This window comes from Legionella feeleii, assembly GCF_001467625.1.
Classification (GTDB): Bacteria; Pseudomonadota; Gammaproteobacteria; order Legionellales; family Legionellaceae; genus Tatlockia; species Tatlockia feeleii.
In genome coordinates, this window is record NZ_LNYB01000081.1 from 130,250 (window position 1) to 156,185 (window position 25,936).

The following is a 25,936-nucleotide window of genomic DNA, read 5'->3' on the forward strand; positions in this document are numbered from 1 at the left end:
TACACTACCAAGCCGTTTTAAGAATAACATGATTACTACTATTCGAACCTACTAAAATTAAGGATGTTTGTCTGACCGTTAACAATTACGCCATCGGTCAAGATGGCGTAATTGTTTTGCTCACTATTTCGATTTGAGTCAGCCTGAGAACGCAATGTCCTGCTGATTTAATTGTTCATAAGCACGTTTGGCAGGCACATATTGTGGGAATTGATTCCTTAAGCGATCCAGGATCATCCGTGAATAAGCCTCATCACCACTGTTCCATTCACTTAAGGCATCGAAATACATTAAATCAGCTGATTTATCAGCTAAAGACGGCACCTTGTTGATAGAGATAGGCTCAATGAAACTAAAGCGCTCTTGCTGCTGGGCATCCATCCATTGCAACAATTTACTTGCTTGTGGACTACCATTTGCACGGGCTTGTTCTAATAATTTCTTGCCCAACTCAGGTTTGCGCTCGCCCAAGAGACCATCCAAATACATCTGAGCTAGTTGATATTGGGCATAGGCATTATTGTTTGCCGCCAATTCCCCATACAAACGTGCTGCTTGTTCATTATCTTTAGGTATGCCTAAACCATACTGATACATCCTTGCGAGTGCAAGCTTGGCCTTTTCATTACCTTTTGCAGCGGCTTGCTGGTAATAACTAGTGGCATTAGCAAAATCAAGTTTCGTAGCAACACCTGTTTCAGATAATAATCCTAATTGATACAGTGCATCGCCATCCCCTAAAGCGGCTGATTTTTTATACCAGTGCAGAGCCTGTTGTTCATCTCTACTACCTAAGGCACCCGAAAAGTAGAGATCAGCAAGCTGTGTCATTGCTTTACTATAGCCAAGTGATGCTGCTTTGGTATAAAAATCTTTTGCTTTGACATAATCAACTGGCAACCCTTTACCATCCTCATACACCAGTCCGAGGTTATATTGACCCACTGCATCATTCTTTTCCGCAGCCAATTGGTAATTTTCTAATGCTTTCAAGTAATTATCATCAACCGTATCATAGATAAAACCAAGTGCTACTGATGCTCTGGGGTAACTGGTTTGTGCAGCTGCGTACCATTTTTTAGCAGCAGCATAATCGGGTTGAGTACCTATACGACCCAATTGATAAAGTTGACCAAGCAGATATTGGGCTACAGGCTCTCCCTGTTCTGCAGCCAAACTGTACCATTTTGCAGCTGTTGCCCTATCGATTTGGCCACCAAACCCTTTATCATAAAGATAACCCAACTTCAGTTGCCCCTCTTTATCCCCTTTTTCAGCAAAATGCTGGTAAATATCCCGAGCCTGTTGCATTTTTTCGGGATCACTGGCTTGAGCCAGATAATAATCAGCAAGCAATAAACCAGCTTTACTATTGCCTAGCTCTCGCGCCTTATCTAAATCAGAGAGGAAGGTTTCTCCTGATTGTTGTTTCAATACCGCTAAATTTAGGTTGGCATAGGAAAAATTCGCATCAGCCGCTTGTTGTAAAAGCGCCCTCCCCTTTTGCAAATCCTTGGTAAGCCCAATGCCTTGGCTGTAATAAGTACCAAGAATGAAAGCAATGCCTGGATTCATTGCAGTTTGCTGATACCAATATAAGGCTTCCACTTGATTGGCCGCTACCGATAAACCTCTTTCAAACATCATTCCTAGTAATAAAGCAGCACGACTATCACCTGTATTCGCTTCTTCCTTGGCTACAGCAAACGCTTGCGCTTGCTTTTCTGGATTGTCATCCATCGCATTATAAAACGCCAAGGGTAACCGGGCTTCGGCGACACCATCTGCCACTGCTCCTGCATAAAGTCGTTTAATTAGCTTTGTGCGGTTTCTCTTCGCAGCAACACTTAAACCATTCTTCGATTGCTTAACCAGGTAATCCGCCAAATGGTATTCCGCCAAACCATAGCCATTGGCTGAAGCGAGATAATACATCGCCATTGCTTGCTGCATGTCAGGCTGAACAACCACAGTACCATTAGGCTCAGTAAAACCTTTTTCATAAATGGAAGCCAACACATACTGAGCATAAGGATTTCCTTTAAAAGCCGCATCGGTCATCCAATTTATACCCTTTTGATAATCAACGGGGGTTGTTTGTCCTTCAAGATATAAAATGCCTAAATTGTATTCAGCCCTTACATCTTGTTGTATCGCAGCTAACTCATAGTAAACAATTGCCTGCTGTGGATTTTTAGCAACGGCAACCCCATATTGATAAAGCTGTCCTAACTCAAATTGGGCATCAGAATCGCCAAGAATTGCCTGGCCATACAATTGGCTAAGAACTGCTTGGTAATTGGCTTGATGCTCCCATCCTTTCGTCATTTCATCAAAATAATCAAAATGTTGCGGACCAGCTTTATCAGGATAAGGCAAGCCCTCATTAATCATGGATACCCGTGGTTTATGCTTTAAAACCAACGACTCATTTTGCTGTAACGCCTCTATCTGTTGATCAAGAGGATAACGGGGGAAAATTAACGCTGTTTGCTGATTACCGCCCATGCTTGGCGCAAGGAGGTCAAAATAATCATTAATAGCAATTTCATTGGGCTTAACCATAACAAATTGGGGTTTATAAAGTTCAGCCCGAGTAACTCCTTCCATTTGTGGAGCCTGATTATAATTATTCTCTTTTAATGCAAGGGGATTTTTCCAAGCACTATAGATTCCACCTAAACGATAAGTTTCATCCTCAGTGAAAGAGTTTGCTTTATCATTACTTAACCAGCGGGCAGCTTCGCTCAGCGCGGCCACTTTCCCTTCATTGGCAACCGTTTCTTTAGCTTTTAGCTGCCATTGTTCTGCCAAGCGCTCATCAGCAGCGACGCCTGTGCCCTCTTTATACATTAAAGCCAGAGCTTCCTGCGCCTCACTAGAACCATTCTGCGCTGCTTGCAACATCCACATAAAAGCAGTTTTTGGATTATTAAAACTAGACTCTGGTATTAAATAAAAACGCGCCAGAGCAAGCTCTCCATGAACATCATTTTCAATAGCTGCTTTAGTAAACCAGTCTTTGGCAACTTGGAAATTTTTTTCTTTTACCGCCATTTCACCGAGCATGAGCATAGCTGGCACATACCCTTGTGTTGCCGATTTTGTTATTAAATCTTGTGCCTTGGCCTTGTCAAGACCCACTACTTTACCAGCTAGATACAGTTCACCCAGTGCTAATTGGGCTTTGGGATTACCTTGATCGGCCGCTTTGGTTAACCAAATCACACCAAGCTTTTTATTTTCACCATGACGACTATCCAGGAAATGATCTCCCAAAGTATATTGCGCAATCGCATTACCACTTTTGGCAGCATCAATATAGTAACGTCTGGCTAAATCAGGATTCTCTTTTGTACCAAGACCAAACAAATAAGCAGCTGCACAGTACATTTGTGCCTGTATATCCCCTGCCGCCGCCGATTTTTTAAACCAATACAAAGCCTGCTCGAGATTTTTTGCCTCTACAAGGTTATAGCGGGCAAGAAACTGCTGGGCTGGCAAAACGCCTTTCTCCGCAGCCTGATTGAAATACCGCAGAGCCATAGCATTATTTTTTAATTGACCATAGCCATAGAGGCGCATGCGGCCTAAATAATAATCTGCAATGGGGTCTTTACCCGCCTGATTAATAAGCGTCTGTGCAGCCAATGGATAATTCCCCTGACGATAAGCATCCAAGCCATTAATCGCAAAGGCAGCTTGACCTCCAGTAGCAGCAACCAGATAAAACCATGGTACGAATGATTTCATGGTAATTCCCCTCTTTATTTGTTTACCACAATATTGCGGTTTACTGCGCAGGAATAATGCCGTATCGCACTACTTCCCTTAATGCCCCATTTCTTGTATTGGAATTTACTATCCAATAGTTACCCCGATTATTCATACCATAGCGAACGTTTGTGTACTCACAGATGGTAAGACTTTCCGAGCAATCCACAATTTTGCCATAGCGTGATTTCTTATCAGGTACCGTACAAATAAATTTTACCTGTTTCTCACTCGTTGATAACACCGCCCATTGACGAGGGTGAATGGCATGATTTAAATACATACTACGCGAACTTTCTTCATCTCTCATTTGATAAAGGCTCACGGGCTGACCTAAGGTATTAAACAAGAAATACATCGATTGCCGATCACCACTTTTTCCAGGCAATAAATGCAATGTCTTCAGTTCAAACTCATACCCAGTATCCCGACACCCCAGTGGGAGTTTATTATTATCTTTTTCTTCCGCATCAGCGAAAACTGATGCCGAAAATACAGAGAAGAACAGTGCACCAGTTAGACTCAGTTGAATTATTTTTTTCATTGCTGTTTCTCACTTATCATAACTGGACGAACAATAACTTTTGTTCCCAGATAATTATTTTTCTCAGTAGAAGTCTCAACAAAATCATGATTAAGCCATTGAGCATCACGAGTAAATAATCTCACGCAACCATGACTGGCACGATAGCCTGGTATGTCAAATGAACCATGTAAAGCAAACCCTTTGTGGAAATACATGCAATAAGGCATCTTCGCTCCACCACGTCCTATTGGGTAAACATTGGAACGGCATTTTTCATTTTCTTTACTGAAGAAACGAAATATACCTGTCATTGTTCTGCAGGAATGAGCGCTATCGGGACATTTATCCCTACCAGAAGAAATAGGCCCCCATTTTACCAACTGGCCTTGCGCATCATAGGCACCCCAAGCCAGTTTATCCTGGTCTACAATAACTTGTTTTTCACCTTCGGCATCAATTTTTAAAGGGAATGGAGAAAAATCCAGGATCGTTTTTTGAGCCAGGTCACGTGGTACAACAATCACCTTCCCTGCCCATAAATAATTATAAGAACGATTTAAACGCTGTACGATATCGCGTTGCTGTTCATCAGGAAACAATTTCTCCCAGCTTTGCCCGCTCCCAACTTTGATACATTGGTATTGCGGGTAAGCACAAAGCCCTGTACCATAATAACTCACTGCCTTGGCTTGAAAGGCCACCATCATCAGTGTAATCACTCCGGCAAGTTTTCTCATGTCGTGATTCCCCTAATTAACGTAATCTTTGTGATGCAAGAAGTGTGCTTAAATGCGATTCCACCTTCTAGCTACTATTTCGGTCATGCAACTAAAAAGTTTAGCTACACAGAAAATTTCACATAACCTACTGTTTATATTACATAAAGTTGAAATGCCAACGCTTAGGAAAACAATGCCAAATGTCAAAAATTTAACTATTTAGAAAATAAAAATTTCTTTTTATTCTTTTTGTGAACGGGAAAAAATCTATAAATTGCCGCCGGCAAGGTGCCAGGCAACCATCAAATGCAGATCTCATGGCTTGGCTACAATGTTTTATACCCGGATTTTGCTAACTTATTGGTGAAAATGTTGAAATATTCGTGTTGCCAACTCCTGGTTAATGCCATTAACCTTGGCTATTTCATCAAGAGGGGCTTTCGCTAGTTCACGTAGACCACCAAAACGACGCAATAACGCTTGTCGACGTTTAGGTCCAACACCTTCAATGGTTTCCAGAGAGGAATCAAGCCTGGCTTTCTGTCGTTTTTTTCTATGCGCACTTATGGCAAAGCGATGGGCCTCATCGCGAATATGTTGTAAAAGATGCAAGGCAGGTGAGTCAGCAGGTAAAGTCCTTTCTATTCCATCCGTCGCTAAAATCAACCGCTCCCACCCCGCTTTTCGATCGGGTCCTTTAGCAATACCGAGCAAGGTTACTCCCTCTATTTGCAAGGCAGCAAAAACGCGTTTTGCCACAGCGACCTGCCCCTTACCTCCATCAATAATCAGGACATCCGGCAAATGCTGTTCTTGGATCAGACGCTTAAACCGCCGTAAAATTGCTTGCTCCATAGCAGCATAATCATCACCAGGAGTAATCCCATCAATATTAAATCGGCGATATTCATTTTTACATGGCCCATGGGCATCAAAAACTACACAGGAAGCAATAGTAGCCTCTCCCTTCGTATGACTAATATCAAAACATTCCATCCGTGTAATGGCAACGTCTCGTTCTAACAATTCATTCAAGGCTTGATAACGTTTTTTCATAGTTGTTGATGAAGCTATGTAGTCGGCTATAGCCAATCGTAAATTATCCCGGGCAAAATCTAACCAGCGAGCTTTAACACCACGTGGAGCAATTTGAATTTGGCAGTTTTTTCCTCGTAATTCACTCAACATTGATTGCAAAAGATTAAGTTCAGCAATGGGTTCATGCGTAATGATCAAGGCAGGGATTCTCTCCGGCGCATCAACATAATAAAAAGCGATGAATGCTTCAAAGACTTGCTCCCACAATCCCCGCTCATCATTTTTTTCGTCAAAACGAAGCTTTGGTACAGAAGGGAAAAAGCTTTGGCTCGTTAACACGTGCCCATCACGTACTGTGACACAGTGTATGCAGGCGAAACCAGGCCGTGCCTCAATGGCAATCACATCCGCATCCCCGCGTAATTGCACGACACCTTGTTGTTCTTGTACAAGGCGCAGACTCTTGATCTGATCACGCAAAACAGCAGCTTCTTCAAAAGCAAGACGCTCTACAGCCTGCTCCATCCGTTTAGCCAATTCATCAAGGATTAATTGAGATTTTCCCTGCAAAAAACGAATTGCATCATTAACTGACTGCTGATAATCCTTAGCGGAAATATAATTTGTACAAGGCGCACTGCAACGTTTGATTTGATATTGCAAACAGGGCCGTGAGCGAGTGCTGAAATAGCTGTCTCGGCAATTACGAATTTTAAAAACCTTCTGAATGGTATTTAAAGTTTCCCGTACTGCCGCCACGCTTGGATAAGGACCAAAATACTCGCCTTTTTGCGGTTTTTTCTTACTACGATACAATTCCATGCGTGGGAACGGGTGGTTAGGAGTAACGTGAATATAGGGGTAAGACTTATCATCCCTCAGCAACACATTGTATTTGGGACGCAATGCCTTAATTAAATTGCTTTCCAGCAAAAGTGCTTCGGTTTCACTACGTGTCACACTCACTTCAATGGACGCAATTTGATTTACCAAAGAGCGTGTTTTAGCACCAGCATTTTGCTTGGTAAAATAACTGTTAACCCGCTTTTTTAGACTACTTGCCTTACCTACATATAACACCGTACCTTCGCTATTTAGCATACGGTAAACACCAGGCTCATTAGTGAGATTGGCTAAAAATTTATTCAAAGAAGCTGGAATTAACTTTTCATTCATGAACTGTACCCAATTCAGTAAACAGGCTTGTGGGTTATTTAATTGCTGCAGAAATGCCTTTTACTGATGCGTTATTACTTTATTATTCATCATGTAAAGCATCATTAGGCTGTTCAATGACTCGATGTTTCATTGCCAGGAAGGTAAGTTCTACATCATTTTTTATACCCAACTTATCAAACATACGGTATCGGTAACCATTGATGGTTTTGCTGCTTAAAAACAAACGATCAGCAATATCCTGTACAGTCATACCACTCGTGATCATCAACATCACTTGCATTTCTCGTTCAGACAACAAATCGAAGGGAGAATCTTGTACTGCTTCCAAACTGTTAATTGCCATTTTTTGCGCAATTTCGGCACTTAAATATTTTTCTCCTTTTGCTACCTTACGAATTGCTGCAGCCATTTCTTCGGCTCCAGACTCCTTTGTCAGATAGCCCATGGCACCAAGTTGCAGAACTCTTGTAGGCATTGGCTCTGCACACACAGCAGTTACAGCAATGACTTTCACTTGCGGATTCGATTTCTTGAGCCGTCTGGTTACTTCCCAGCCGTCAATTCCCGGCATTTTCATGTCGAGTAAAACCACATCGGGTTTATGAGATTTAACCAAGGTTAATGCCTGTTCGCCGCTTTCTGCATCAGCAACCACATCCACATCGGGTAAATCCTCTAGTAATCGTCGAATCCCCATTCGTACAAGAGCGTGGTCATCAACAATTAGAACTTTAATCAAGCGTTGCTCCTTGACTGTATCGCCAATGAACATAAGATATGCTCTGATATTAACAAGACTGAACAGGCATTACAATTGGAACTGATTTTAATCATTTCTTTCACCATCAATTCTTGAATTATCTTCCAATAGCACTACAAACACAGCCATTTAAAAACCTCTACCGCTATAGATTTAGCATATACTAAAACTCTACGCTTAAGTGTTGTCAATTTTTTAACAAGCAAGAATATGAATGTTAGGATTATCTTTATCCACTGGAAACAACGGTGGGTATTCACCTAATTCTCTTGCGCGTTGAATATATTTATTAATATCAGACTCTACAAATTTATACAAAATTTTGTAATCGTCGATCACAAAATAGACTGGTTGCAACATATCAATGCGATAAGGCATGCGGAAGGCGACAACAGGATCAAATAGCACACGCATGGCTATATCACTCTCAACACTGTAAGCCGTTTCACTGATTGAGGACAAAATCCCCCCACCGTAAGCACGGATTCCTTGGGGTGTTTTAATCAAACCAAACTCAACCGTAAACCAGAATAGACGTTGTAAAAGAGGCCATTCTTCTTCCGGCAACTCCAAGACTCTACGCGCATAAGTGCAAACAAAATCGGCATAAACAGGATGAGTTAACATAGGACAATGCCCGAATATTTCATGAAAAATATCAGGTTCTTGCACGTAATCGATTTCTTCTTCACAACGAATAAAGGTGGCTGCAGGAAATTTCCTCTCAGCCAATAATTCAAAGAATTCACGAGCTGAAATCAACGCAGCAACTGGCGCTACTTGCCAACCAGTTAGTTCTTGCAGACGGCAACTCACATCAGGCAATTGGGGGATTTGTTTAGCAGTCAAACCAAGATTCTGCAAACCGTGTATGAACTCCTCACAGGCCCTTCCTGGAATGATTTTCATTTGGCGCTCATAAAGCGTTTGCCAGATACGGTGCTCTTCAGTGGAATAGGATACCAGACCTTGGGCATCAGGCTGATGAGAAACGTAACGGCTAACAAATTCCATAGTGACTCCTAACACAAGCAAACCTAAGGGCTGTTGACAATCTGCTATCTTGGTACTTAGGCCATGATTTTCTGTACCCCAGAAAATCATGGCCTAAGTACTCAAGTTGGCGAATTGTTGACTGTCCTTATAAACTGAGATGACTTAAATTATAGCGCTTTGCTCAATTGTGCAAGACTTGTAAAAAAAATTAGCATAAAAGCATCAACTGGATTTTATCAATATTGCACAAAGCTTATCTTCCAAGGCTTTGTACTTTTCTGGGGAATCAACAAAACCATTAATCATAATAGAAAAAATAAGCGTTCTTTTCGTCTTGGTTTCAAGGTAGCCCGATAAAGAGGAAACAGCTGACATTGAGCCCGTTTTTGCATGTACTTTTCCACGTGTTAAAGGGTCTTTCATTCTATCTTTAAGGGTTCCATCCACTCCCGATACAGGTAGAGAAGAAATAAAATAAGCAGCATAATCAGAGTAGAATGCTTTCTGTAATAAAGCAACGATTTGCTCTGGAGTAATAAAATTATAACGAGAAGCTCCCGAACCATCGATAAGTGTTGTTGGTGGAAAATTCAAATGCGCCGCTTCAGCCAGAATAGCCCGCACGGCATTATTACCATTAATGAAACTGCCAGCTTCATGGGTATAGAGAGCACCTATAGTCTTAAATAGGGATTCTGCAATACCATTATCAGACTCTTTTAACATGGTTGTAATTAAAGCCTTAAAGGGTAGTGAATCCTGTTTTGAAAAAACTTCAGCTGGTAAGAAGCTCATTTTTCTAAACTCTATTTTTTTACTCACTTGAATATGATTTTTCTTTAATAAGTAATCCACCAGCAACCGAGTATTCTCACGGGGTCCACTAATCGCCATCGCTACATTTTGAGGCTGTGCGTTTGTTTTAATACACCCACTGATTGCATAAGTTTTATCCCCTTCTGGCTTGACTTTGATAGCACAATCTTTCGTTGCTGGCGCCTTAGTAGTCACTTGATTAATAAAACGAATAGGTTGAGGATAATCAGGCAGTTTAAGTGTCGCCGGCTGCCCTGGCCTGGAAGCGGGAACAAGGGTCGCATTGGCACAATTCTGATTAATCATCAGAGCACTAACCGGAGCGCCCCAACAGAAATCCTTATCATCCCAGGTCGTGCCAGGGCTCATCGCTTCATTATCAAAAGCGGTATCATCAATGATGACAGCACCCTTAATTTTTTTTATCTCAGCTTGAGCAAGGGAACCAAGCAGTTGCTCGAGTTGGTCACTAGTCAACCTGGGATCGCCAGAAAACTGGATGTAAATATTATCCTCTAAAATGCCGTTTTTAACTTTAGTTTTATCGGCAAAAAGGCGTGTTTGATAGCTAAAATCAGGGCTGAAAGACTCTAATGCTGCAAAGGCGGTAAATAATTTTTCATTACTGGCAGGCATAAAATAACGATCAGCGTTTCTTTTATAAAGTACTTTGCCAGTCTTCGCGTCTTGAACAAGAATACCGATATTTATGTTCTCACCAAACGTTTTTAACGCCTCATCAATATTCTTGCTTATTTGTCCTGCCACCATGTTTTTATTTGCAAAGCCAGCACAAGACATAAAAGAAACAAACAACAGTGTTAACCAATAGATTTTTTTCATCACTTAGAACCCATTATTTTAGGTCGGTTGACATTTCTACTACAGATCAGATCCTAACTACCCCGGCTAGCGAAATGTTAACCTCCCCTGGTTATTTGCCTAAACGCCGAATTTGCGAAACGGGTATGAACGTTTCCGTACCATCATTCATTCGTCGTTGCTCTCCTTTCCAAGCATGCCCGTAAACGACTTCATAGCTGAGTGGATATTTAGCATCGGCGGTGCATAGCGTTTTATACTCAGCTTCAAAACGTTGCCAACTACCTTTTCCTGTTAATCCTGCATTACGTGCCTGATTAATATTACGTACACCTTGCGCTTTCAAACTACGCACCAGTTGTTTTAAACCGGTATAGTGTACTTTTAACACTTCCATATCCACAACTGGATCAAGAAAACGTTCAGCCAACAAGCAATCCCCTATATCGTGCATATCCATGAAATCATTGGTATGAGCATAATTATCCGCTTTAAGCCAGGCTTGTTTTAATTCTTTAAAGGTATCAGGACCTAAGGTCGAAAACATCAAGCAGCCTTCGAGATTCATGACTCGATTTAACTCTCTGAGGACAGTGGATAAAGGTTGAATCCAATGAATCACTTGATTGGCAAAGACCAGATCAAAGAGACCACTGGGGAAAGGTAGCGCAGTCATATCAGCATTGACTAAATGCCATTTGCGTCTCCAACCTTGTTTCTTGTTGGCCAAGGTTAGCATCTCATAAGCCAAATCCAAGCCGATAACCTGTGCTTGAGGATACTGCTTTTTAAGCAACACGGAAAAAATACCTGTGCCACAACCTAAATCAAGTACATAACGAGGATTAATCTTTAAATAGTGCAAACGCTCAAATAAACGCTCACCAATTTCATGTTGTACTTTGGCGGCCTGCTCATACTCAAAAGCGTGCCTGTTAAAGGTATTGCAAATTTCTATTTTCAAATTCATCATGGACAATGGAAAGAGTTTATACAGGAATCCAACGCTCGTGCGCCAAAAAATTACCAGTATAGCACAGTTACTGCGTTTGCCTTCGGTTTGCGTACTGTGTCAGCAATATCATCGCGACCCATTTGCTGTTTGCCAACCCTGTAATGATTTATTCAAGCAAATCACTCATGCCTGTTATTTTTGTGCTCTTCCCTTACCCGATGCAAAATTTTTAGTATGCGGTGTTTGTTCCCAAAAAAAACCAGGCTTTGATCACACAATTACCCGTTATTATTTCGAGGAACCACTACGGACCTTGATACATGAATTCAAATATCGTGATGCCTTCTATTTACGTACTTTTTTAACCAAACTCATGTTAGATGCTTTGCCGGAGAAAACCACCTCAACACAATGTTTAGTTCCTGTTCCACTGCATCCCAGGCGATTACAACAAAGGGGGTTTAATCAAGCAGCTGAACTCGCTAAATTATTGGCAAAACAACTCAAAATTCCTTGCGAACTCAACCTTTGCAAAAAAATTATTCACACAATCCCTCAAGCCAATCTGGATAGTCAACGACGTCGTAAAAATCTACATCAGGCTTTTCAAGTTAAAATAAATAGCTATAACCATATAACGCTAATTGATGACTTATTAACGACAGGCAGTACTGTGAATGAATTGGCGAGGCTTTTCAAACAGCAGGGAGTAACGCGTGTAGATGTTTGGTGCTGTGCCCGCACAAGCAGCAGTTAGGACTGTTACATTTCTGCTATCTAGACGGTTATGGCCTGATTCTCTGTGCTTCCCTGCTCACACACGAGTGTATGCTCCGTTGCGATGCCCGAATATCATGATAAGTACTCAAGCTAGCAACTATCAGCTGTCCCTCTAATTAACTGGTCAAATAACGTTGAAGATCATTCAAAATAAGTTGTACTAACAAGACACAAAATATAATTACCGCTAAACGATGAAGAAGTAATTCCCAAGCAACTGGCACTGGTTTCCCACGAATTTTTTCCACAAGCGCATAAATAATTGAACCGCCATCAAGGCCTGGAACAGGAAATAAATTAACCAGACCGACAACAAGGCTCAAACTAGCAATAAAATATAAAAAAACTGCAAATCCCTGCATAAAGGAATTTGCTGATGCGGCTAATAAACCAATCGGTCCCAACAGTACGGCAAAAGGAATCACTCCCGTAAGCAACTGCTTTAATATAACTAAAAAGAAAATCAATAACTGTCCTATCTTTTCAATAGAATGCCACACCGAGCTTAAAAGAGGCTGTCCTTTTACCTGATAGCGATATTGTTTTAACGCACCGGGTTCAATTCCAAGGGTTGTTAATAAAGTTCCTGCTCCACGTTTGTAAGTCCATTTTTGTAAATCAAGCGTGAGGGAACGCGATTTCTTTTCGCTATCAAGAACATTTATCCTGACCTCAGCCTTACCAAGTACCATGATAAGGCGCATACCTACATCTTGCCAGGAAGAGGTTTCCTTCGCTGCTATTGAGGTGATCTGATCGCCTGCTTTAAACCCTGCTTTAGCTGCTAGACTTTGTGGAACTACTTTTTGGATAACTGGAGCATTCTGTTGATAGCCTATGGTAAACATGATGGTTAGCATCAGCCAGGCTGTTAGCAGATTTGCACCAGCACCAGCCAGTAAAATAACGCAACGTACCCACACCGGTTTTTTATCAAAACAATCGTTATACTCTTTTTTGGGAACAGGCTGAATACGCGAATTCAGTAATTGCACATAGCCACCCAGCGGCCAGATAGCCCAGACCCATTCACAACCTGTTTTTCCTCGCCAGGTTAATAGTGGTTTGCCAAATCCAATGGAAATCCGTTGAATTTTTACCCCAAACCATTTTGCCGCAATTGCATGGCCAGCTTCATGAATACCCACAACCAACACCAGAGTCAGTACAATGGCAAGTAAAGCCAGAATCATCAAACCCTCCACTTAGCGTGTGTTGTCGACTACTAATTGCAACATGGGCTGGCCCTGGCGTCCAGTTAATTCATGCCCTTTTCTATACACTTCGAAAATGCGATAGGCCTGTGCAGTTTCGCTATCAACTAGCTCCACATCATCACCCTGATCATCGACCAACGTTACTGTTAAATGCATTTCGCGAAACTGACTGATATGGTAACGCTCTTTAAAGAGGCGCAACACACTCAATAAGCTTTCAGCAGCTTCTTCACTATTATGTTTGCCTTGAAAAATAATATCCATCTATTACTCCTATCAGGATAATCTTCCTGTGCAAAAACTACTTACCTCTATTAGCGGCGAAGGTGAAAGTTACTTGAGTGAAACATGCAAATATATTCATCTCTTTTTGCAATCAATTTTATACATAATATTTCGTTAATATTTTCATAATATTTCTTTAAGACTAAATCATTAATATATGCCGCACGAGACAATTATCAGAGTTGCATTTATTTTTCAAAGATACGCAAAAATATTGCAGATAATTTTTTATATAACAATCAAGGATAGTTAAAAAAATGACTTTTAAAAATTACCATACCTAATAGAGAGTTGTAAAAATGTTGAGTAAAAGCGTTGCGAAAAGATTAGTTGAAATTGAAAAACGAGTAACCGAATTAGATGAATTATTGAAGAGGGTAGAGCTAGAAAAAGAAGCGCTTGCACGATTTAAATTAAAAATAGGCGATAATCCTTCTGTAAAACAATTTGAGCAATTAAGAGTACTCACCAATATAACTCTCGGGCGAGAAGCACGTGTACAACAAGAGCTGCAATCACTTGCTTTAGAGAAAGCCATGCTGACTCAAACAACGCCTATAACCTATGAGCGAATTGTTATTGGCGCTGGTGTTGCAGGTACAATGCTGTACGGCGAATTACCCACAGAACTACGCGAGAAAAAGAATAAAAATGGTACACCTGCAGTCATTGTTCTTAGTGATCCATTAAGCTGGGATCAATGGCGTAAAGATGGTCATACCTTGATGGGACAACCCGCAAAAGTCCAAACTCCGCAGATATACAGTACTCGTTCAGAAGATTTTGCCCGTGATGAGGTTACCAAACGTAATCCCTATCAATACACGATGGCCAATGATTTTTATCATGCGACGGTTTGTACCCAACGTGATTTAGGTATGACTATCTTAAATGCAACAGCTATTGCCATCGAAACGAAAGCAACTTATAACGGTACTATAGCCTGGGAAGAAGATGGTTTTCCTCATCGTATTGCGGTAAAAATCCTTGATATTCAGTTTTACCTCTATACTGCTCATATTGATCTTTGTACGGGTCCTGGGCCTACAAGAAAATTAACAGCAACCCAAGTTGATTCTGTGCTGTCAAAACAACTATTAAGTACTGGCAAGATGATTTATGGTCAAGACCATGGTGATGCCCGCTTAAAAGGCAATGTTGTTTTTTATGGTGGTGGAGCCAGAAATGCAGCGATGGTTCTCGATATCATCAATGGATGCCAACCCGATGTTACCTCCTTTGTTTGGGTAGCACGTGACGGACAGAATTTTGATACTAATAATATGTTCAACCGACAATTTTCTGATTTGGATGACAATCCAAAGGCTAAAATGGCCCTAGGTGATTTAACCAAAGTAGAACTTGACGATACAGGCAGCCTTAGCCTTACCTTCGGAAAACCAGTAAAACAGCGTAAAACAAAAGTACTTCCTGAAGTCACAACGCTTGTTTGTGATCAATTAGTCGTTGCCATTGGCCAAGAGCCCCATTCTCTAACAAGCTCCCTAAAAGGATTTGTACCTTGCCAGTTGGAAAGAGGATTGAGCGATTTAACTGAAACAGAAGTCCTTCCTCTTGGTACCCGTTCAAGCGATGGCACTATCCTATGTTGGGGAGCTGCTGGTATCATTGGGACTGGTCTGGATGACAGTCGTTCATTTATTGACATTGGGCTTAAGCATGCACAATCCTTACCGCGGGAAAGCAGGGCAAACGTCGGTATTTTCCGTAGTTCGATTATGATAGAAAAAATGGTAGAGCTACTGCGTGCATTCTATCCAGCGAAATTTATTTCAACAGATAAATCCTTTCATCGCTATGATCTTCCTGATATTAACCGTGCGAGTCGCAGTGAACTCTATGAAATCATTAGAGAAACAATGAAAGCTACGTTGAGTGCGGAAGCCTGTTTGATACTAACAGATAAAATTCTTGAAATCCGTAGTCAATTACCGACCGGGCTTGAAGATATTGATGTTCTGGCAAAAGAAGTTCCAGCACCAGTACTGAAGGCATTGAAAAAAGCCTATATTCCTTTCCACATTGAAGAAATAGTAGAACCCAAGGTCAAGGTAGAACTGCCGCAATTAGCATCTGTACAAATGCCCACCCCTGTTGACAGACCAGAAGTAATATCGGTAGAAGTACCTCCGATAAGACGTTCCCCGGAATCTATTCAACCACCAGTGGGTGTTTCTGTACAAAAGCAACCCATATCCATCAATGAAGAAGATGGGGTTAGTTCTCCTGTAATCGCTGAAAACCCGACTAAAAAACCAAAGTCTGTTAAAGTCAAAATTGTGGACAGCTCTGACAGGTTCTTTAGTACAAGTGTCCCTACTCCTAAGTCCACTAGAGGAGAATTCAATGCACTTGTTGAGGAGCTCAGAGATGAAGAAGACGATAATATTCAATTACCTATTATTCCTGTGGGAAGCAGTAAGAAACCTCAAAAATTGGATGAAATGGATGGAAGCACGGCCAATCTTACCGAGCTCTCCGTGTATAGTTGATAGTTTTTGATTGATCTGGTGCTATTTTGCTGACTTGGGGTATAATATATCCACTATTCTCGACCTTGAGTCAGCTTAATGCCCTACCAGACCTTACAACAATTTTTAAAATTAAAGACGGCTGAAAAAATTTCTCTAAAGCCTTTACTTGAATTAAGTGAGGCTCTGGAGCAAGGAGGTTTATCATCTCAGGAACAAGTAGCCTTAGCGAGTGAGATTGAAAAAATCGACTTCGCCCTTTTGATTAGAGCTGCTCTTGGTAACCCGAAACTCAATACCTTATGTAAGCATCCAAGCTTGAATGACATCTGGAATGAGAAATGGCGTCTTTGTGGGCTTAACCCACCACGGACTGAAGAGCCTCCTCAGGCAGGCAAACCCATTCACGAATACAAACCCCAATCTACCCTGCACACCTTTGAATTGTTAAAAGGTATTTTTGTCTATGGCCAATACAAACGCCACCTTAAAGCCGAAGAAAGCATATTCAAGGCTTATGCACCATCCTATCTACAACTTGCAGCCTATCTGGGATATTTTCCGGCACTGGGCGGCTTATGCAAACAAGCACTTGCTCAAAACTCGTTGAATAACGCCCTCTTTTATGCCAGTAAAGCAGCGGAACTATATTGGACACCTGGTTATTTTTTACTTGCTATTACCACCTATACACTGGCCAGGCAGGATCACAATGAGAGCTTCTATCAAACAGCGTTGTTGCAACTGATTATAGCTGAGAAACTAATGCCTCATGCAGAAAACATGATAAACAATGCCTACCAGGGAAAATCCGTTGCAACTGCATTAGCGGAAGCTGGTTTAAGTGATCTGATTGGACTGAAACAAGAGCTTGCTCGCCTTGCAGGCCTATCAATGTCTTGGGTTACGAGCACTCTCTACAAGCAAGCAGAAAAAGAAGCCAAAAAAATTGTAGATGAAGCCTCTTCGAACAACAAAAATGAAGACAGACCCGGCTCGAAAGAAGAAATGAGTGAGATAGAAATATCAACACGTCTTTCACTTTAAGTTTTCATTGGTTAGATAGCCATTATATCGCTCTCAAGTCTACAAATTTCTCGGGTAATAGTTTACAATTCCCTGATACTCTGCTGCCTTTAAATTGAATTCTATGGTGTTTGTCGCCTGTGGACTAAATCATGAAACTGCCCCACTGACAGTGCGTGAAAAAATCGCACTGCCTCTTGCTATGCAAGATAAATTGCTTAACGAGTTAATTCGTTTACCTGCAGTAAACGAAGCGGCTATGTTATCAACCTGCAACCGTACCGAAATTTATTGCGACACAGAAGAGCCAGAAAATATAGTACCTTGGCTTGCCTATCAACATGAATTGGCACCCGAGTTATTATCACCTTATCTTTATATTCACCACGGCCATCATGGCATTCGCCATACGTTGCGAGTTGCCAGTGGTTTGGATTCAATGATGCTTGGTGAACCGCAAATTCTTGGCCAAATGAAACAAGCCTATCAATATGCCTGTCAGTTAGGAACGGTAAAAACAACTTTACGCTCTGTCTTTCAATATATATTCAGTGCAAGCAAACGTATTAGAAATCGAAGTGGCATTGGTAAAAATCCTGTTTCTGTCGCCTATGCTGCGGTGCAATTAATTGGTCAGTTATTTCCCAGTCAAAACGATTTGCAAGTCTTTATAATTGGCTCTGGCGAAACTGCAACCCTCGTTGCCAAATATTTGCATAAACAAGGTGTTAAGCGCTTTTTAATTGCAAGCCGTACCCGCGAGCATGCTCAACAGCTTGCTAGCGATTTCGGCGGCGAAGCATTAACTATCGGTGATATCCCGCAGTACCTGTCTCAAGCTGATGTGGTGATTTCTGCAACCGCCTGTCCATTACCCTTTATTAATAAAAGCTTGGTTGAACATGCCTTAAGCAAGCGAGCACAAAATCCAATGTTTTTTCTTGATTTGGCAGTACCCCGTGACATTGAAGCAGACGTGGGTGAGCTGGAAGCCGTTCATCTGTATAACATCGATGATTTGCAATCAATGATTACCAAAGGAATGGATGAGCGGCGTTCTGCAGCCCGACAGGCTGAACAACTCATTGATTGTGAATTGGATAATTATATTCGTTGGCACCGTTCATTACGTGCCAAAGAAGTTATCTGTGATTATCGTAATCATATGCAAGTATTGGCACAGAAAGAATTACAGCGGGCCCAGGACAAATTGTCAGCAGGCTATTGCCAGGATAGTGTATTACGTGAGTTTTGCGAGCGGCTGGTGAATAAATTAGTCCATCATCCTACTGTGGGCTTTCGTCAAGCAGCATTAGACGGGCGTGAAGAACTCTTTGATTTGGCACGCTATTTATTTAATCCTTTAGTACAGTCTCCTTATGAAGAAATCTCTTGAATTAAAATTGGAGCAAATGCTCGAGCGCTTCCAGGAAATTAGCCGTTTACTGTCAGAAGCATCGGTCATAGCGGATCAGAATCAATTTAAAAATTTATCAAAAGAATATGCTCAACTAGAGCCTGTTGCCACTTGCTATGATGCTTATATACAGGCGCGTAATAATGTCGTTTCATTGCAGGAATTACTCGATGGAGATGATGCCGAGCTCGCAGCGATGGCAGCCGACGAAATGGCCAGTGCCAAAGAAAAAATCGATGAGCTTGAAGAGCAATTGCAATGGCACCTGATTCCGAAAGATCCTGATGATGAACGAAATATTTACCTTGAAGTGCGTGCCGGTACTGGCGGGGATGAGGCAGCAATTTTTGCCGGTGACTTGTTCCGTATGTACAGTCGTTATGCTGAAACAAAAGGTTGGCAGGTTGAAATAATCAGCGCGAGTCACGGAGAACATGGCGGCTATAAAGAAGTCATTGCACGTGTCAGTGGTAATGCCGTTTACTCACAATTAAAATTTGAATCCGGCGCACATCGTGTGCAACGTGTACCAGAAACAGAATCACAGGGACGCGTCCATACCTCAGCCTGTACAGTAGCTATTTTACCGGAAGTTGAAGAAATTGATGACATCGAAATTAACAGTGATGAACTTCGTATTGATACCTATCGCTCATCAGGAGCAGGCGGTCAGCACGTCAACAAAACTGATTCAGCCATTCGCATCACCCATCTCCCCACAGGGGTAGTGGTTGAATGCCAGGATGAGCGTTCACAACATAAAAACCGTGCCAAAGCGATGGCCTTATTAAAAACACGCCTACTCGACGCAGAACAAAGCAAGCAACGGCAACAGCAAGCACAGACACGCAAATCGCTCGTAGGGACAGGTGATCGTTCTGAGCGGATTCGTACCTATAATTTTCCCCAGGGACGCTTAACCGATCACCGCATTAATCTGACGCTTTACCAGCTCAATGATGTCATTGCGGGTGATTTGTATCCTGTCATTGAAGCCTTACAGCGCGAATACCACGCCGAATTACTCGCTGAATTGGGTAATCATGATTGACATTAAAAGCGCTCTGTTACAAGCAATAACGAAGCTTGAAACACAGAGTAGCAGTGCTCGCCTGGATGCAGAAATTCTTCTCGCCTATGTTTTGCTCAAAACACGTACCTATCTTTATACCTATCCAGATGCAAACTTAACTCAAGCCCAGTGGCAGACCTATCAACGCCTGGTTGATCAACGTTCGGAAGGTGTTCCTGTCGCTTATTTAACCGGTACGCGTGAATTCTGGTCTCTACCACTAAAAGTCTGTGAGGATACGTTAATACCGCGGCCAGAAACAGAACTTCTCGTTGAACTGACCTTAGCTCAGCTGGCTGATAAACCACAAGCAGAAATCCTTGATTTGGGAACAGGTAGTGGTGCTATTGCACTCGCTTTTGCATCGGAATGCCCTGACTGGCAAATTACTGCCTGTGATTTTAGCCAGGGAGCCTTACAGACTGCCGAAGAAAATGCGGCGCGTTTGGGATTAACCAATGTCTGTTTTTGCCATTCTGACTGGTTTGAAAAGATATCAACACAACAACACTTTGATGCTATCGTATCAAATCCGCCCTATATAGCAGCCCATGATCCCCATCTTGCTGAAGGCGATGTACGCTTCGAACCAAGTTTGGCTCTGGTTAGTGGTGAAGATGGATTAACTGCAATAAAACACATTATTAAACATAGTATTGCTAGGCTTAAGCCTGGCGGGCTATTATTATTAGAGCATGGCTTTGATCAAAAATTTGCGGTAATGTCTATGCTTAACGAATATGGATATTTACAGGTTCAATGCTGGCAAGATTGGCAAGGTAATGACCGAGTAAGTGGTGGCAAGCGAATTATTAGTTGATGACTAGAATGATTTTTGGTATACCTAGCGCTTTTCAATCGCATGCCATAATGGCTTGTTGAACAGGATGCAACAAGGAGGCATAGATGCCAGAGCAATTAACCGATTCAACCAACGAGAGTATACGAAACGTGAAAAATGACGCCGTTAGCAGTATGGGAATAGCCCCCTATCAGGAAACTGAAGGCGAAGAGTATATGAATGACAAGCAATTAGCACATATTGAAAAAATATTGCTTGCTTGGCGTCAATCGCTGATGGAAGAAGTTGATAGAACAGTAACTCATATGAAAGATGAAGCTGCCAACTTCCCTGATCCCTCTGATCGAGCTAGCCAGGAAGAAGAATTCAGTCTTGAGCTCAGAACCCGTGACAGGGAGCGTAAATTAATTAAGAAAATCGAAGATGCCCTTGAAAGACTTCGTGATGAAGATTTTGGTTATTGTGAAGCTTGCGGTATCGAGATTGGTTTACGACGCTTAGAAGCACGACCTACTGCCACTTTGTGCATAGACTGCAAGACTTTATCTGAAATTAAAGAACGTCAAAACCAGGGTGGTTAATGACAACAAGCAGAGCGTTAAGCTCTGCTTGTTAGTTTCTTATCGTCTACCTCTCCAACAGGCTAGGAATTAAGGCAAACTTAACCATTGAGAATTGATTGTGCCTTGGCTACATATCGTGCCACAGCTCCTTTGTTAGCTTCGAGAACCATCGTTGCATTAGCCACCAGATTCTTTTTTCTATTTCCATCCTGATGTAAAGCAATGATTCGCTCGATCAAAATATCCGCATTCTCCACCAACTCGATAGCCTGTGCCTCCTGCAAATCACGACAGATGGTTTTAAAATTATGAACCTGCGTTCCACTAAGAACCGGGACTTTCATAGCAATAGGCTCTAATACGTTATGCCCGCCCACCGGCACCAGACTACCACCAACAAAAGCATAATCACTGATCTGATAAAAGCCTAATAACTCGCCCAGGCAATCTAGAATAACCACTTCGTTTTCTTTACTCAGCGTTTCTTTCTGACTACGCAAACCCGTGTTAAAACCAAGCTGGACACTTAATTGATGGACTTTCTGAAAGCGCTCTGGATGGCGAGGGGCAATTAACAGGATCATATTATCAATAGCAGCCTGCAATTTTTTTAAGCGTGATAATACCAACTCTTCTTCATCTTCATGTGTGCTTGCAACCATGACTACAACACGCTCAACTCCCCAACGGGCTTTTAAATCCAAAAAGAGCTCTGTATTAATATTTTGTGTTTGCAAATCAAATTTCATATTACCTAAAACAATCACCTTGGACGCAACTGCACCAAGGGCTCTAAAACGTTTAGCATCATCCTCACTTTGCGCCAAAATAGCATTAAACTGGTTCAGCACTGGTTTGAATAAAAATTTAACCTTGCGATATCCCTGATAAGAGCGCTCTGATAAGCGAGCATTAACCAGAAAAAGATCCATCTGTGCTTTATAGGCATAATGAATTATATTTGGCCATAACTCTGTTTCAACGATGAGTCCTACACGAGCTTTCGTTCTTTTAAAAAATCGCTTGGTTACACCAGGTAGATCATAAGGCATATACTGGTGAATAACTTTTTCACCAAAACGCGCCTTGACTCGTTCCGCACCAGTAGGCGTCATTGTCGTTACTAAAATCGTCCATTGCTTGGCAAGCAAGGCATCGATTAAGGGTGTAGCTGCAATCACCTCTCCTAAAGAAACAGCATGAACCCAGATATCAACCTGAATATCCTCTCTGTCGTTTAAAACAAAACGCTCTGAGATCCGCTGCCGATAAGCCGGTAATTGACGTCCTTTCCACCATAGCCGCAATAACATATATGGTGTCATCAAGTACATTAAGAATGAATAAACGTGTCGCATAAACTACCCTATTGAAAAAAGGAAAGTATATATTTATTTTGCTCTCTTGGGTTAATAATTTAAGAAAAAGTCCAAGACATCATTATCAAAGTAAATGCTTAAAATAACTACACACTTTCGAAGAGTGTAGTTATATGATACGAAAAAATTAAAACACCCTTCTCATTAAGCAAAATTAGTAAGCACAATTTTTCCTAGAGCGTTTCCATTTTCAAGATGGGCATGAGCAGCCCCTACTTGAGTAATGTTAAATTTTTGCTCATCGATTAAAGGACGAATAAAGCCTTCATCCACTAGCGTAGCTATTTTAGCTAGTATTTCCCCATAATGAGCGCGCTTAATACCAGTGATAAGAGGTAAAGGCTGTAATACAAGATGAATGGATAACCCTTTGAAAAATGCGGGATATAAATCATAATTACCAGCAGCAAGAATAGAGATCACTTGACCAAAAAGAGCGGCCGCCTGAAAACATTCACTAAAATTTTCTCCGCCTACGGTATCAAAAACAATCTCAAAACCTGCGCCATTAGTATGCTCAGCAACATAAGACTCGATCGTTGTCTTTTTATAATCTATCGCAAAATCAGCACCCAATTGCTTGGCCATCTCTAATTTTTTAGCTGATGAACCAGTTGCAAACACTTTTGCACCCAACCATTTAGCTAACTGTATCGAGACGTGACCAACACCACCTGTACCACCATGAATGAGGACTGTTTGTCCTTTTTTCACCTTAGCATAGGTGACTAAACCTTCCCAAGCAGTGAGAGAAACCAAAGGCAAGGAAGCCGCTTCAACCAAGGATAGCGTTTTAGGTTTAAGCGCAATTAAATCGGCATCAGCAAGTACGTATTCAGCTAAGCCTCCTCCCATATCAAGAAGGCCTCCAACACAGCCATAGACTTCGTCGCCCACAGAAAAATTAGTAACACCCTCACCTACTTCTTCAATAATACCAGCAACATCGCCATGCAAAACCATTGGAAAATTTTTTACCAAATCAGGGAAATAACCTTTACGCATTTTATAATCAAGTGGGTTAACGCTGGTAGCAACTACCTTAATTAATACATGGCCAGGTTTAATCTCTGGTTTTGGTAAAGTAGCTTCTGCAAAAACATCTATATCCCCAAACTTGGTTAAAACGATAGATCTCATTTTTTCTCCTGATAGCGATTAATGGACTGGCATTGCTAAATTTAAGCCGAAATATACTTTTTTTAATCAATATTGTCAAAAAATTCTTAACCTCTCATTTCTTACGATATTAAAACTTAAGGTTCTTCCCTGCTACTGCATACTCATGAATTGACTCATCGCCTAAACCCAAAACGACAAGGATTGTCATCCCTATCCTTAGGGAGTACTACCAAAAAATTGCTCGTAATCTTTCTTCTTTACTAAACAGATGGATTAAAATCAAAGGTAAAGAAAGGCTATTTTTAATTTTTTAAAAGACGGGTTGATAAATATATAAACTGATTAGTGGGTCGATTTCAGTCTTTTTTAATAATACAAAGCGTATAATTACACTTATAGTTATAAAACTTATTTAACATGAATGGAAAACAGGGCGAAATGAATTTTCGGCAATTTTTTACTAATCATCAGTGGTGGGGAAAAATCCTCGGTGCTTTTTTTGGCTACCTGATTGGAGGTTCGGCCGGAGCACTCTTTGGAATTCTCATTGGCAATTTTTTCGATCGTGGTATCGTTAGCCACTATACCCGCCCTCATTGGTATTATCATTCCGAAAAACGGCAAGCCGTACAGAAAATTTTTTTTCAAGCAACCTTTTCTGTAATGGGGCATCTTGCCAAAGCAGATGGGCGTGTTTCTGAGCAAGAAATCGAACTGGCTAAGACACTTATGGATGAAATGCGTTTGAATCATGAACAAAAAACCCTGGCCAAGCGCTTCTTTAATGAAGGAAAAGCCGTAAATTTTGATTTAAGCCGCATTTTAACTCTTCTCCAGAAAGCATGCCGGGATAACCCTGAACTATTAAAGTTATTCATGGATATTCAATATCGCTTTGCACAAACAGATGGCTTATCTAATATGAAGCTACAGGCTCTTGACGTCATCTTCAGGCAGATGGGGTTTGCTCCATTGAACCAACAATACCGCTTTTATGAGGATTTTGGCTATCAGAGTTCCAGGCAATCATCGAATCAACACTCTTCTTCGCGTCAATATAATGATCACTATCAAGCGCCACCACAGAATACACTCATGCAGGCTTATGCCATTTTGGAAATCAACCACACTGCCAGTAAACAAGAAGTAAAGAGTGCTTATCGACGCTTAATTAGCCGCAATCACCCGGATAAACTGATTGCCAAAGGCTTACCCGAAGAAATGATAAAAATTGCCAATGATAAAACACAAAAAATACGCAAAGCTTACGAACAAATTTGTACCAGCAAAGGGTGGTAAAGATTAACTATCTTGACGCTTTAAGCCATCGATTATCAAGAACAATCGGGGGTTTTGCCGGTGATGCAAATTGCAATTTTTTCATCCATCCATGTAAATAAGCCACTAATAATTGCCGTGCAAAACAATAATTATGGTCTGCGCCAGGGATTTGAGTAGTAATATAGGATTTATTCTGCATCGAATCGTGGCGGGTGGCTGCTTGCTCCAAAACCAACTGATAATCAAATTGACCCGTCAGATCAACCACAGGGAACGTTATTTTACGCAATAATTTGGGTAAATCTTCTTTTACAGGCTGATCAAAGGCAGAAAGTAAAATCAAGCCATTTACTTGTTTTGACTGGAGTTTGCTGAAATAGTCGACAGATAGTTGCAATTGGTCACCATAGTGCAACAGCACCAGGCGTTTATTTTCTTTCTGCCGTAAAGCTGATAAGGCTTCAGGAAGCTGCTCAATCCAAGAGGTGGAACCTTGCTGTCCCGCTGAGTTTATTAAAAGCACTGCCCACCCAAGTTTGGCAAATTGAATAGCGAGGTTATTAAGTAGCAGAAAACCTTCATTAGCCAATTCACCCTGCACCATGACTAAACCACCTTGCAATTGCCTGCCTGTAGCAGGCCAATAAGGCAGCATTATTTTTTGCCCTTTAACCTGGATTTCCAAATCCGCTGCTTTAGCGACAGAAAAATTTAAAAAAAATAATAAACAAAGCCCTAGAAGTAATTGCATAACTACTCCATTGCTGTATTGGATTTTAAATTAAGCAAAATTCCTGCCGAGACCAAAAAACTGGTTAAACCAATACCTAAGCCTTATCAACAATGAAATGAGTTACAACCGCGGGAAGCCAGGATTAAAAGGCCTTGTTTTATACTAGTACAAGGCCTCGATTA

21 protein-coding genes are annotated in these 25,936 nt (G+C 41.3%); 8 read left to right on the top strand and 13 right to left on the bottom strand.

The genetic code is table 11. From position 1 onward, the window contains the following. Positions 1–138: 138 nt before the first annotated feature. The 8 genes from Lfee_RS10475 to bioC form a co-directional block, all read right to left on the bottom strand. On the bottom strand, positions 139–3,753 hold the full coding sequence (locus tag Lfee_RS10475; RefSeq protein ID WP_058446560.1) for a tetratricopeptide repeat protein: 3,615 nt from the start codon (positions 3,751–3,753) through the stop codon (positions 139–141). 40 nt (positions 3,754–3,793) lie between these two features. Beyond that, positions 3,794–4,318 (bottom strand): hypothetical protein, encoded by a 525-nt coding sequence (locus Lfee_RS10480; protein WP_058446561.1) that lies wholly within the window; start codon positions 4,316–4,318, stop codon positions 3,794–3,796. Next, on the bottom strand, positions 4,315–5,007 hold the full coding sequence (locus Lfee_RS10485) for a L,D-transpeptidase (protein ID WP_238584922.1): 693 nt from the start codon (positions 5,005–5,007) through the stop codon (positions 4,315–4,317). The genes Lfee_RS10480 and Lfee_RS10485 overlap by 4 nt, the downstream gene beginning before the upstream one ends. A 369-nt stretch (positions 5,008–5,376) precedes the next feature. After that, complete coding sequence (gene uvrC, locus Lfee_RS10490) at positions 5,377–7,233, bottom strand: excinuclease ABC subunit UvrC (protein WP_058446564.1); 1,857 nt, start codon at positions 7,231–7,233, stop codon at positions 5,377–5,379. A gap of 82 nt (positions 7,234–7,315) precedes the next feature. Next, positions 7,316–7,975 (bottom strand): two-component system response regulator LetA, encoded by a 660-nt coding sequence (gene letA, locus Lfee_RS10495; protein WP_058446837.1) that lies wholly within the window; start codon positions 7,973–7,975, stop codon positions 7,316–7,318. A gap of 216 nt (positions 7,976–8,191) precedes the next feature. After that, positions 8,192–9,010: a phenylalanine 4-monooxygenase gene (gene phhA / locus Lfee_RS10500; RefSeq protein ID WP_058446839.1), complete on the bottom strand. Its 819-nt coding sequence runs from the start codon at positions 9,008–9,010 to the stop codon at positions 8,192–8,194. Between the two features lie 204 nt (positions 9,011–9,214). After that, a complete protein-coding gene (dacB, locus tag Lfee_RS10505; protein WP_058446566.1) occupies positions 9,215–10,651 on the bottom strand; it encodes a D-alanyl-D-alanine carboxypeptidase/D-alanyl-D-alanine endopeptidase in 1,437 nt (478 codons plus the stop codon). 91 nt (positions 10,652–10,742) lie between these two features. After that, positions 10,743–11,600 (bottom strand): malonyl-ACP O-methyltransferase BioC, encoded by an 858-nt coding sequence (bioC, locus tag Lfee_RS10510; RefSeq protein ID WP_058446568.1) that lies wholly within the window; start codon positions 11,598–11,600, stop codon positions 10,743–10,745. Between the two features lie 40 nt (positions 11,601–11,640). Between bioC and Lfee_RS10515 the strand changes: the two genes are divergently transcribed. Continuing rightward, complete coding sequence (locus Lfee_RS10515; protein WP_058446570.1) at positions 11,641–12,342, top strand: ComF family protein; 702 nt, start codon at positions 11,641–11,643, stop codon at positions 12,340–12,342. Positions 12,343–12,481: 139 nt separating this feature from the next. On the opposite strand, the gene Lfee_RS10520 is transcribed toward Lfee_RS10515, so the two are convergent. After that, on the bottom strand, positions 12,482–13,558 hold the full coding sequence (locus Lfee_RS10520; protein WP_058446571.1) for a M50 family metallopeptidase: 1,077 nt from the start codon (positions 13,556–13,558) through the stop codon (positions 12,482–12,484). 12 nt (positions 13,559–13,570) lie between these two features. Further along, complete coding sequence (locus Lfee_RS10525; protein ID WP_058446573.1) at positions 13,571–13,846, bottom strand: hypothetical protein; 276 nt, start codon at positions 13,844–13,846, stop codon at positions 13,571–13,573. 320 nt (positions 13,847–14,166) lie between these two features. Between Lfee_RS10525 and Lfee_RS10530 the strand changes: the two genes are divergently transcribed. The 6 genes from Lfee_RS10530 (at position 14,167) to dksA (ending at position 21,257) form a co-directional block, all read left to right on the top strand. Then, positions 14,167–16,380: a hypothetical protein gene (locus Lfee_RS10530; RefSeq protein ID WP_058446575.1), complete on the top strand. Its 2,214-nt coding sequence runs from the start codon at positions 14,167–14,169 to the stop codon at positions 16,378–16,380. Between the two features lie 78 nt (positions 16,381–16,458). Further along, positions 16,459–17,406, top strand: coding sequence for a DUF5630 domain-containing protein (locus tag Lfee_RS10535; RefSeq protein ID WP_058446578.1), 948 nt, complete (start codon positions 16,459–16,461; stop codon positions 17,404–17,406). A 103-nt stretch (positions 17,407–17,509) separates the two neighbouring features. After that, positions 17,510–18,781, top strand: a complete 1,272-nt coding sequence (hemA, locus tag Lfee_RS10540) for a glutamyl-tRNA reductase (RefSeq protein ID WP_058446579.1) — start codon at positions 17,510–17,512, stop codon at positions 18,779–18,781. Then, the gene (prfA, locus tag Lfee_RS10545) at positions 18,765–19,853 is read left to right on the top strand and encodes a peptide chain release factor 1 (RefSeq protein WP_058446580.1); all 1,089 of its coding nucleotides are present in this window, start codon (positions 18,765–18,767) and stop codon (positions 19,851–19,853) included. Before hemA ends, prfA begins: the two co-directional genes overlap by 17 nt. Next, entirely contained in the window at positions 19,846–20,694 is an 849-nt protein-coding gene (prmC, locus tag Lfee_RS10550; protein ID WP_058446581.1) for a peptide chain release factor N(5)-glutamine methyltransferase, read from the top strand. The genes prfA and prmC overlap by 8 nt, the downstream gene beginning before the upstream one ends. Before the next feature lie 86 nt (positions 20,695–20,780). Beyond that, positions 20,781–21,257 carry an RNA polymerase-binding protein DksA gene (gene dksA / locus Lfee_RS10555; RefSeq protein WP_058446582.1) on the top strand — a complete coding sequence of 159 codons (477 nt, stop codon included), beginning with the start codon at positions 20,781–20,783 and terminating at the stop codon, positions 21,255–21,257. Positions 21,258–21,337: 80 nt separating this feature from the next. On the opposite strand, the gene waaA is transcribed toward dksA, so the two are convergent. Together waaA and Lfee_RS10565 are read right to left on the bottom strand one after the other, a co-directional pair. Then, the gene (gene waaA, locus Lfee_RS10560) at positions 21,338–22,597 is read right to left on the bottom strand and encodes a lipid IV(A) 3-deoxy-D-manno-octulosonic acid transferase (protein WP_058446583.1); all 1,260 of its coding nucleotides are present in this window, start codon (positions 22,595–22,597) and stop codon (positions 21,338–21,340) included. A gap of 165 nt (positions 22,598–22,762) precedes the next feature. Next, on the bottom strand, positions 22,763–23,758 hold the full coding sequence (locus Lfee_RS10565) for a zinc-dependent alcohol dehydrogenase family protein (protein WP_058446585.1): 996 nt from the start codon (positions 23,756–23,758) through the stop codon (positions 22,763–22,765). A gap of 420 nt (positions 23,759–24,178) precedes the next feature. On the opposite strand from Lfee_RS10565, the gene djlA reads away from it, so the two are divergent. Then, positions 24,179–25,039, top strand: a complete 861-nt coding sequence (djlA, locus tag Lfee_RS10570; protein WP_058446593.1) for a co-chaperone DjlA — start codon at positions 24,179–24,181, stop codon at positions 25,037–25,039. Between the two features lie 7 nt (positions 25,040–25,046). Here the strand turns inward: djlA and Lfee_RS10575 are convergent, their stop codons facing one another. Further along, positions 25,047–25,772 (bottom strand): alpha/beta hydrolase family protein, encoded by a 726-nt coding sequence (locus Lfee_RS10575; RefSeq protein WP_082646628.1) that lies wholly within the window; start codon positions 25,770–25,772, stop codon positions 25,047–25,049. Between the last annotated feature and the right edge of the window lie 164 nt (positions 25,773–25,936).